Genomic DNA, 9,236 nt, shown 5'->3' with positions numbered 1-9,236 from the left:
ATTTTGACATGCTTTTTCTCTTTAGAAATTTATTCTATTCAAACTATCTTTACGTAGTTATACTGAATTAATGCTTTTAAAATTGTAAATATTTCATGAAGTCAGTATTAGTTTTTACATTATTAGTAAAGTTTCCACATTTTAGCTAATTATTCGTTTTATGCCATCAACTTGAGTTTTGATTATCTGTATTAGTTCACACTTTGCAATGCTATTAATAAACAATAAAGTGTAACAAATATTACTTTGCTTTATGATTAGTGTTTTTCAGGAAAGCTGAGAATGAAAGCGGAAGTTAGCTAACAACAACAAAAAAATCAAAATGCCGAAATGTAAAGTTATATTTTCATAGTCTTTCGCTGTGTAAAAAAGCACAAAATAATCGCGGCTTAAAAAATTTTAATATAAATTCTCATCAAATAGTTTTAAGGTAACGTTTTAATGGCTTTTTTAGCCGTTCGGAAATTAAAACTCCGGCAGTTACCTTTTTAAAGTTGAGAAATTTAGCATGAGCAGCAATTTAGCAACCAAATTACGTGTAGGCACTAAAAAAGCCCACACAATGGCAGAAAATGTAGGTTTTGTCAAGTGCTTTTTAAGAGGAGTAGTCGAGAAAAACTCTTACCGGAAACTAGTTGCTAACTTCTACTTCGTCTACTCAGCGATGGAAGAAGAAATGGAAAAGCATAGCCAGCACCCAATTCTTTCTAAAATCAACTTTCCCCAGCTAAACCGCAAGTATACCTTAGAGCAAGACCTGAGTTATTACTTTGGTGCTAACTGGAGAGAGCAAATCAAACTATCTCCCGCAGGTGAAGCTTATGTACAGCGCATCCGGGAAATATCTGCAACAGAACCAGAACTGTTAATTGCTCATTCATATACTCGTTACCTGGGTGACTTATCTGGGGGACAAATTCTCAAAAACATTGCTGTAACGGCGATGAATTTGTCTGATGGGCAAGGAACAGCTTTTTATGAGTTTCCAGAAATTCCTGATGAGAAGGCATTCAAAGCGAAATATCGCCAAAATTTGGATGAATTACCCCTTGATGATGCGACAACCGATCGCATCGTTGATGAAGCTAACGCCGCCTTTGGCACGAACATGAAGATGTTTCAGGAGTTGGAAGGCAATTTGATCAAGGCGATCGGTGTAATGTTGTACAATAGCCTCACACGGCGACGGACACGCGGCAGTACTGAACTCGTCACTGCTGAGTAATTAGTAACTGTGTTGAGATTGCGGAGTATGGTGTGTGGAATCTAAGCCCAGATAGCCTAATGAAAGATAATTAATAGGTGTTTCTGGAGAAAGAGCGATTAACGCTCAAAATATTTAGGGGCAATAGCCCTGTGACTGCTTTGGATTGGTAAAAGCAAGCATGGGGAGATTGCCCCTCAATTTATGCGTTCTACAAATTACCCGTGAGTTTGCCAAAGTTGTAGGAAAGTGGGCGTTAAATGATGAACTGCCAAAACCCAACTTTTATTCTTAGTTATAGCGATTCTTTCATCAAGCCAAAGGCGCTCATGTTAGCCACTTCACAAGATTGGATAATTTATTTGTTGAAAATCCTTTAAGAAGCGATTAAGTTCTTGAGAGCATCTTGAGCATCAGTGTTTTCTGGATCTATTTTTAATACTTCCCGAAAAACTGCTGCTGCTTCTTGTTTTGAACCTTCACCAGATTCACCATAGGAAATCTCTCTGCCAAGTTTGATGTAAAGTTCTGCCATTTGGCGACGTGGTATTAGATTTGCCAAGGGCCGATAAAATTCCATTACGCCTGCAAATCCTTTTTGCTTGTGAAGTAGTAAATTTATATTGGAGCAGGTGTCATAACTGCCTTCACCATTTTTGATCACCTTTTGGCAAATTGCCAGAGCTTCATCTAGATTTTCCTGTTGAGCTAGTGCTTTAGTTAATTTACTGTAATAATAATCTGTAGATTCTTTGGCAACAGCTTGGCGGTAGGCTACGATCGCTTCTTCGGGTTTTTTTTGTGTCATCAGCACATCGGCCAGTTCCATATACGTTGAAGCGTCAGGCTCAATTTTAATTAGTTGGCGGTAAGCTGCGATCGCTTCGTTCACAAAACCGCGCTTTAATGAGAGTTCAGCTAACTTTTTATAAAAAACCTTACTATTGGGGTCATCTTTACTTAATTGACGATAGATAGTGACTGCTTCTGAATATTCCAGGAATTCACCGAGCTTCTCATAAGCGTTGTCAGATGAAAGATAACCATTATTATCAAGTTTAATGGCTTGGCGGTAAGCTGCGATCGCTTCTTGTCGTTTACCTGCTTTGAAGAGGATCTCGGCTAAATAATAGTAATTATTGGAATCAGGACTGAGTTTAACTGCTTGACGGTAAGCCATTAATGCTTCCTCTATGCTGCCAACTTCCTGCAACTTATTGGCTAAAGTAATGTAGTTACTATCAGTTTTCGGATCGAGTTTGACAGCTTGACGGTAAGAGGCGATCGCTTCTTGGATTTGTCCCTTTTCTGCCAAAAAATTCCCTAATTTTAGGTAAATTGCGCCATTGGGGGTTAATTGCAATGCTTGGCGATAGGTAGCGATCGTCTCTGCAATCTTGCCTTGGTTAGATAAGACATCTGCCAGTTTCACGTAAGCATAGCTGTTTTTGGGATCGCGCTTAATGAAACTCCGCCAAATATTAGCAGCTTCTTCATAATTTTTCACTTCTTCGGCAGATGTCGCTTTTTGTTCCAACTCCTCTACCGTTTGTGCCACAGTGATTTGAGGAATCAAAGCCAAACCTAAACTCAACAACAACGGCAATATTTTCCGGCTTACCATAGACTTTCAGCTTAAAATAACTAAGTCAATCTTCAAACCAAGCTTAATCTCAGTATTTAAGTTTGTAACCCCTAAAACTTACCATACTGGGTAAATCAGGCAAAAATATGGCTACGAAAATTCCTGTCACAGTGATCACAGGCTTCTTAGGTAGTGGAAAAACCAGCCTAATTCGCCACCTGCTACAAAACAACCAAGGCCGCCGCATTGCCGTTTTAGTCAATGAATTTGGCGAACTCGGTATTGATGGCGAATTGTTAAAATCTTGTCAAATTTGCCCGGAAGATGCTGAGGGCGACATTAATATCTTTGAATTAACCAACGGCTGTTTGTGTTGCACCGTGCAGGAAGAGTTTTACCCGACGATGCAAGAGTTAATCAAGCGGCGAGATAGTATTGATTGCATTTTGATTGAAACCTCGGGTTTAGCCTTACCAAAACCATTGGTGAAGGCTTTTCGCTGGCAAGAAATTCGCAACGCCGCCACTGTGGATGCTGTGATTACTGTGGTGGATTGTGCAGCAGTAGCGACGGGGACATTTGCTAGCGATCCAGATGCGATCGCAGCCCAACGGCAAGCAGATGATAATTTAGAACATGAAACACCTTTGCAAGAACTGTTTGAAGACCAACTTGCTTGTGCAGACTTGGTGGTGTTGAATAAAATTGACTTGGTGGATGCCGAAACAAAAGCCAGAGTTGAGGAACTAATTAAGCAAGAGTTACCCAAAGTGGTGAAGATTGTCGAGAGCGATCGTTCTCAACTAGACGCATCTATATTATTAGGATTTCAAGCCGCAGTTGAAGACAATTTAGATTCTCGTCCCAGTCATCACGATACCGAAGAAGACCACAATCACGACGAAGAAATTATCTCAACTAATTTAATTTTGGATCGTACTTTTGATCCAGACAAGCTGCAACAGCAGTTAGAGAAATTAGCACAACAACAAGAAATTTACCGGATTAAAGGCTTTGTGGCAGTGCCAAATAAATCCATGCGTTTGGTAATGCAAGGCGTAGGAACCCGATTTGATAAATTTTACGATCGCCCCTGGAAACCCGAAGAGGCGCGGCAAACCCGCTTAGTTTTCATCGGACGTGATTTGAAGTCTTCAGAAATTGAATCACAACTTGTAGCTTTGTAAGTATACCCAGATCCCCAATTGATTAGAGAAATGGGGGATCTATATCCTGATAGTTACGAGTTATGAATAATTAGTTAATTCAAAACAATAACTCAAAATTCTTCACTTTACAACAATATGACGATCTCTCAACTTTTTAACGCCGCCAATATTTTTGTGTTACCCTTTTGGGTGTTGATGATTTTATTGCCAAATTGGAAAGTTACACGGCAGATAATGTCATCATATTTACCCTTTGTGCTGTTAGCTGGGGCATATTTGTATTTATTTATCAACAGCATTACGCCAGAAAATGCCCAAGCTTTATCGAATCCTCAATTAGCTGATATTGCCCGATTTTTCGCAGATGAAACGGCTGCTGCGACAGGTTGGATTCATTTTTTAGTAATGGATTTATTCGTCGGGCGCTGGATTTATTGGGAAGGGCAAAAAACAGGTGTTTGGACAATTCACTCTCTTGCATTGTGTTTGTTTGCTGGCCCTATGGGATTACTTTCTCACATCTTGACTTACTGGATTGTTAAGACATTTTTCCCAAAATTTCAGCATAATGAAACAGTGACGGGAGAAGAAAAAGCTGCCTCATAATCTGGCACGTAGTCACACATTAATTATTTTGCCCCAGAAGATCCCCCCATCTCCCTTAAAAAGCTTGTCAACGAAGAGGCAGGGGGCAGGGGGGAATGGCAGTAAGTTAATCACAAAGCCCTGATATAACAGGCTTTTTGGGTGTGGGATAGTGGGGGATAGAAAAAAGCAACAAACCTCCCACACCTTGCCCTGACCAGGTTTCAGCTTTTCTTAGTGCCATTCGGACAGGGGGAAATAGGGTTTTCCGATTTTTGCACAGATATGGGAATCATAACTAATTAACCGGACATGATAAGCTGTCGCGCCTACAAGTTGCCTCATAATCTTTTAGGTAAAACCTGTAAACCCTCTCCTCTGCGCCTCTGCTCCCCTGCTGTCTCAATGTGCAAATTAAAAACACAACAGCGAGATATTCTTGGATGTAAATCAACCGCTTCACCTGACTAACTGCGCGGCGGAATTGAAAAATTGACGACACAATCCTTTCGTGACTAAAACTGTTGTCAACAAGTTAGCGAAAGCCACCATGAACATAATTAAAATTTCGTAAGATACTGCATCGAGAGGTTTTACGCCAGCTAGTAACTGTCCGGTGGTAATGCCTGGTATTGCCACCATGCCTATAAGTATCATTTGATTCAGAGTCGGAATCAATCCGGCTCTGATAGCGTCTTTGCGGTATTGGCTAACTGCTTGCTGGGGCGTTGCACCTAAACTCAAGTGGGTTTCTATTTCGAGATGGCTGGAATTAATGGTGCTGACAAGACGTTCGCCTGCTAACGCAGCTGCATTAGTAGCGTTACCTAAGACTATCCCTGCTAGGGGAATTATATACTGTGGTTCGTACCATCTTTCTGGTTGAATAATCAAGAAGTTGATGTAAAACACCGTCAGGGCAGTACTAATTAAAATTGAACCCCATACCAAAGGCAATAGATGAGGAATTTTTTGGCTGATGCGATTTCGTGCGACAATCGCCGTAATTGTCAGCATTATTGCTAATAGCGCCAAAACTGCCCAAGCATTGTCTAAAGCCAAGATGAAATCTAAAATGTATCCCAATACAAGAAGTTGTAAGATAGTTCTCCCAGTAGCAAGGGCTAGGTTCAACTCTAATCCTAATTTTTCCCAGGCAGATAAACCAATGGCGATCGCCATCAATCCCACAGCAATAGCTAAATCCACGAAATTCAGCTCGATCAGATCCTGCATGGGTTCTCTATCTCCTAGTATTTTCTTTTCAAAGCAACCCACACACCTGGAACTTTGATCCGATGTGTTGGATCTTGGTTGATATATATCACTTTGATCAATTCAAATTTCAAAAATGGTACAACCTTAACATGACAAACTCCTAGTATGTCTACTATCTGTAAATTAAATGTGCGGCAGTCTAGCTCGCCAAAATTTAAGTAAAAACCCTAATAGATGCGTATCTTGGGCGATAGTCTTTTAGTTGCTTCTTTTTGATTAATAATTCAATCAGCAAAAATTGACTCTCGAAGTGCATCCTTTGTATCTTCCGATAAAATGAGAACTCATGATCCAAAGTGTAAATCCCATCCCTGCCTTTGATATTAAGCAGCAATACACCACCATCGAAGCAGAAGTAAGTGCAGCCGTCTTAGAAGTTCTGGCTTCTGGGCGCTATATCGGCGGCCCTCTAGTAGAAGGCTTTGAGCAACAGTTTGCTGCTTATAATACTGTTACTGAATGTGTGGCTTGTAATTCTGGTACTGATGCGCTCTACTTAGCGTTACGAGTCTTGGAAATCGGTGCAGGCGATGAAGTGATTACAACGCCTTTCACCTTTATTGCTACCTCTGAAGTAATTAGCGCCGTCGGTGCAAAGCCTGTTTTCGTTGATATTGATGCTACTACGTTTAATTTGGATGTGGAGCAAGTAGCGGCGGCGATTACACCCAAAACTAAAGCGATTATCCCGGTTCACCTATTTGGACAACCTGTGGATATGACATCATTAATGGCGATCGCTCAATCTCACAATTTGTCAATCATTGAAGATTGCGCTCAGTCTACAGGCGCAAGGTGGGCTGATACAAAAGTAGGAAGTATTGGACATATTGGTTGCTTTAGTTTCTACCCTACCAAAAATCTTGGTGGTTGCGGTGATGGCGGAGCAATAACGACTAAAGATCCTGCGATCGCTACTAAACTGCGAATCTTACGAGATCATGGTAGTAAAGTTCGATATTTACACGAGAAAATCGGTGTAAATAGCCGCTTGGATGCTCTCCAAGCAGCCATCTTGCAGATTAAGCTGCGTTATTTAGATATTTGGAACGATCGCCGCCGAGATATCGCCAATTATTACTATCAGTTCCTGAGCCAAATTCCGGGAATCGTCCCGCCTCAAGAATTACCTGAGGGTATTGGGGTATGGAATCAATACACTATTCGCATTTCAGGCGAAGGGCGAAATGGTTCTACCGCCAAATATCGAGATTGGGTGCGTAGTCAATTACAAGAACAGGGTGTGAGTTCAATGATTTACTACCCCCACCCTTTACATTTGCAGCCAGTTTATCAAAATCTAGGTTATCAAATTGGGGACTTACCAATAGCAGAGCAAGCTTGCCATGAAGTCATAGCTTTGCCCATGTTCCCAGAATTGACACAACACCAGCAAGACCAAGTGATTTATGCGTTGAAAGAAGTTATGAGTTAGAAGTAGAGACGCGATTAATCGCGTCTCTACAGTTAGGAGTTTTGAATGAATAAGTTTCTTCAACTCATCACTCATCCCTCCCAACTCCTAACTTATTTCACTACTACATTCGCAGCTGCCAAGGCTTCCACCAAGCCACGCACAGCCGCAATCATTGCTATTTCACTATTAAGTTGGTTGATGGCGGAACCAACACCAACACCAGCCGCACCAGATGCGATCGCTAATGGTGCAGTAACGCTAGAAATGCCGGAAGCACACAATACTGGTACTGACACCACACGGGATATTTCAAAAGCTGCTGCCAAGGTGGGAGCAGCTTTTTCAATTAATCCTAAAGTTCCAGGATGAACTGGGTTACTGCTAGTACCGCCTTCGGTTTGGATAATATCTGCTCCAGCTTTCACCAATTCTTCGGCTAACTGTACCTGTTGATCTAGTTCCAAAATGTGGGGAACGGTGACAGATAAGGTGATTTCTGGGAGAAGGGCGCGGGTTTGCTTAGTCAACGCTAGCACTTCTAGAGCCTCAAAGCGGCGACCTTGAGCATAAAAAGAATCGAAATTCCCGATTTCAATTAAATCAGCACCAGCTGCCACAGCTTGCACAAATTTTTCTGGCTCTACGGCTGAAACACAAATTGGCAGTCTTGTCAAGCTTTTAGCTAATTGTACCAAAGCGCGATCGGCGGCAATATCGACAAAAGTAGCACCACCAAATTCAGCAGCTTTAACAGTAGCAGCAACGCTAGCAGCGTCGAAGTTATTTAAGCCGCTAATTACTTTCAGAACGCGGCGGTTAGTAAATGCACGTTGGAGTGTAGGATGCATCGTCATGGTTAGGCTTTTGAAGCTATGAGAATTATAAATTAGGTATATTCTACCGTCACTCAGTTGATGAGGAACTAAATCACTATGGCAGTTGCCAAATTTTGAGTTCTGCAAGCCGCACCGAGAGCGATCGCATAAACTTAGGCTGAACGTCGATTAAAAGTTTACTCTCCCAATTCAGCTAGGAATTAAATGCAGCACAACACTACAATGAAACATAAAGTTCAGTCAATATCCATGTGAAAATAATTAAGTTCTATTAGGTTATTCTTTTCAGAAGTGAAGATATGACGGCAAATTTTGACGATAACGAAATACTTGAACTCTGGGATAATAGAGCTAAAGACTGGGATATTCAAGTTGGCGATGATGGTGACAGCAATCGAATTCTGAACTCAGATCCAGTACTATGGAGTTTCGCTGGTGATGTTGCTGGATTGTCTGTCCTTGATGCTGGTTGTGGCACAGGATATCTAGCACGCCAACTTTGCCTGAAAGGGGCCAGTGTAACTGGTATAGATTTTTCACCTCAGATGATAGAAATTGCCCAATTCAGAGCTAGCCAAAATAATCTAGATATAGATTTTCATTTGGATTCATGCACTGAACTTAATTCGCTTCCAGATGAAAAATTTGATGCGATCGTCTCGAATTATGTTCTGATGGATTTGCTCGATATCGAAGGAGCAGTCAAGGCATTTAATCGTGTTCTTAAACCTGGTGGTATTGCAATTCTTGTGTTCTCACATCCTTGCTTTCCTCAAGGCAAATCGACAACTGTAAATGAGGATGGGACGGTTATTTATGGTTGGGATTCTTCCTATTTTGAAAGGATACAACACAACGACGAACCTTGGAACCATTTTACAACACCATTTATCTGGTTTCACCGCCCTCTTTCCGATTACTGGAAAGTCTTCAAGGCAGCAGGTTTTTCTGTAGACGAATTTGAAGAGCCAAGAATTACTCCAGAGCGATATCATCTTGCAGAAAATGACCGAAAGCTTTTCAATTCCAAAACACGTCCCTATTCGGTAGTTTTTAAACTCCTGAAGGTTAAATAATTACATAGCAACCCAAAAAATTATATTACAGCAAGATACAAATAAACCACCCATTTAAAATATCTAAAATCGTACTTCCGATAATT

At 41.1% G+C, this 9,236-nt stretch carries 8 protein-coding genes; 5 read left to right on the top strand and 3 right to left on the bottom strand.

Annotation, left to right across the window (positions count from 1 at the left end):
- Window positions 1-508 precede the first annotated feature (508 nt).
- On the top strand, window positions 509-1,225 hold the full coding sequence (locus V7K42_RS13960) for a biliverdin-producing heme oxygenase (RefSeq protein WP_334917064.1): 717 nt from the start codon (window positions 509-511) through the stop codon (window positions 1,223-1,225).
- Between the two features lie 355 nt (window positions 1,226-1,580).
- Here V7K42_RS13960 and V7K42_RS13955 read toward each other — a convergent pair whose 3' ends face one another.
- Window positions 1,581-2,828, bottom strand: coding sequence for a tetratricopeptide repeat protein (locus tag V7K42_RS13955; RefSeq protein WP_334917062.1), 1,248 nt, complete (start codon window positions 2,826-2,828; stop codon window positions 1,581-1,583).
- Between the two features lie 107 nt (window positions 2,829-2,935).
- On the opposite strand from V7K42_RS13955, the gene cobW reads away from it, so the two are divergent.
- Window positions 2,936-3,976, top strand: coding sequence for a cobalamin biosynthesis protein CobW (gene cobW / locus V7K42_RS13950; protein ID WP_334917060.1), 1,041 nt, complete (start codon window positions 2,936-2,938; stop codon window positions 3,974-3,976).
- 117 nt (window positions 3,977-4,093) lie between these two features.
- Window positions 4,094-4,564, top strand: a complete 471-nt coding sequence (locus V7K42_RS13945) for an ABA4-like family protein (RefSeq protein ID WP_334917058.1) — start codon at window positions 4,094-4,096, stop codon at window positions 4,562-4,564.
- A gap of 438 nt (window positions 4,565-5,002) precedes the next feature.
- On the opposite strand, the gene V7K42_RS13940 is transcribed toward V7K42_RS13945, so the two are convergent.
- Window positions 5,003-5,779 carry an ABC transporter permease gene (locus V7K42_RS13940; protein WP_094342688.1) on the bottom strand — a complete coding sequence of 259 codons (777 nt, stop codon included), beginning with the start codon at window positions 5,777-5,779 and terminating at the stop codon, window positions 5,003-5,005.
- Between the two features lie 328 nt (window positions 5,780-6,107).
- Here V7K42_RS13940 and V7K42_RS13935 point away from each other — a divergent pair, with 328 nt between their 5' ends.
- Complete coding sequence (locus V7K42_RS13935) at window positions 6,108-7,256, top strand: DegT/DnrJ/EryC1/StrS family aminotransferase (protein WP_334917056.1); 1,149 nt, start codon at window positions 6,108-6,110, stop codon at window positions 7,254-7,256.
- 92 nt (window positions 7,257-7,348) lie between these two features.
- Here V7K42_RS13935 and V7K42_RS13930 read toward each other — a convergent pair whose 3' ends face one another.
- A complete protein-coding gene (locus V7K42_RS13930; protein WP_334917054.1) occupies window positions 7,349-8,092 on the bottom strand; it encodes a DUF561 domain-containing protein in 744 nt (247 codons plus the stop codon).
- Window positions 8,093-8,373: 281 nt separating this feature from the next.
- Here V7K42_RS13930 and V7K42_RS13925 point away from each other — a divergent pair, with 281 nt between their 5' ends.
- Window positions 8,374-9,150: a class I SAM-dependent methyltransferase gene (locus V7K42_RS13925; RefSeq protein ID WP_334917052.1), complete on the top strand. Its 777-nt coding sequence runs from the start codon at window positions 8,374-8,376 to the stop codon at window positions 9,148-9,150.
- Window positions 9,151-9,236: the final 86 nt, after the last annotated feature.

Origin of the sequence: Nostoc sp. (assembly GCF_036917455.1) — a bacterium.
Classification (GTDB): Bacteria; Cyanobacteriota; Cyanobacteriia; order Cyanobacteriales; family Nostocaceae; genus Nostoc.
The sequence above is the reverse complement of the archived record's forward strand: the minus strand, read 5'-3'. Positions and strand labels throughout refer to the sequence as shown.

Excerpts from the sequence above, each read along its gene's own strand:
- V7K42_RS13940 (WP_094342688.1), bottom strand. The coding sequence starts at position 5,779 with ATGCAGGATCTGATCGAGCTGAATTTCGTGGATTTAGCTATTGCTGTG.
- V7K42_RS13945 (WP_334917058.1), top strand. The coding sequence starts at position 4,094 with ATGACGATCTCTCAACTTTTTAACGCCGCCAATATTTTTGTGTTACCC.
- V7K42_RS13930 (WP_334917054.1), bottom strand. The coding sequence starts at position 8,092 with ATGACGATGCATCCTACACTCCAACGTGCATTTACTAACCGCCGCGTT.
- V7K42_RS13955 (WP_334917062.1), bottom strand. The coding sequence starts at position 2,828 with ATGGTAAGCCGGAAAATATTGCCGTTGTTGTTGAGTTTAGGTTTGGCT.
- V7K42_RS13935 (WP_334917056.1), top strand. The coding sequence starts at position 6,108 with ATGATCCAAAGTGTAAATCCCATCCCTGCCTTTGATATTAAGCAGCAA.
- V7K42_RS13960 (WP_334917064.1), top strand. The coding sequence starts at position 509 with ATGAGCAGCAATTTAGCAACCAAATTACGTGTAGGCACTAAAAAAGCC.
- V7K42_RS13925 (WP_334917052.1), top strand. The coding sequence starts at position 8,374 with ATGACGGCAAATTTTGACGATAACGAAATACTTGAACTCTGGGATAAT.
- cobW (WP_334917060.1), top strand. The coding sequence starts at position 2,936 with ATGGCTACGAAAATTCCTGTCACAGTGATCACAGGCTTCTTAGGTAGT.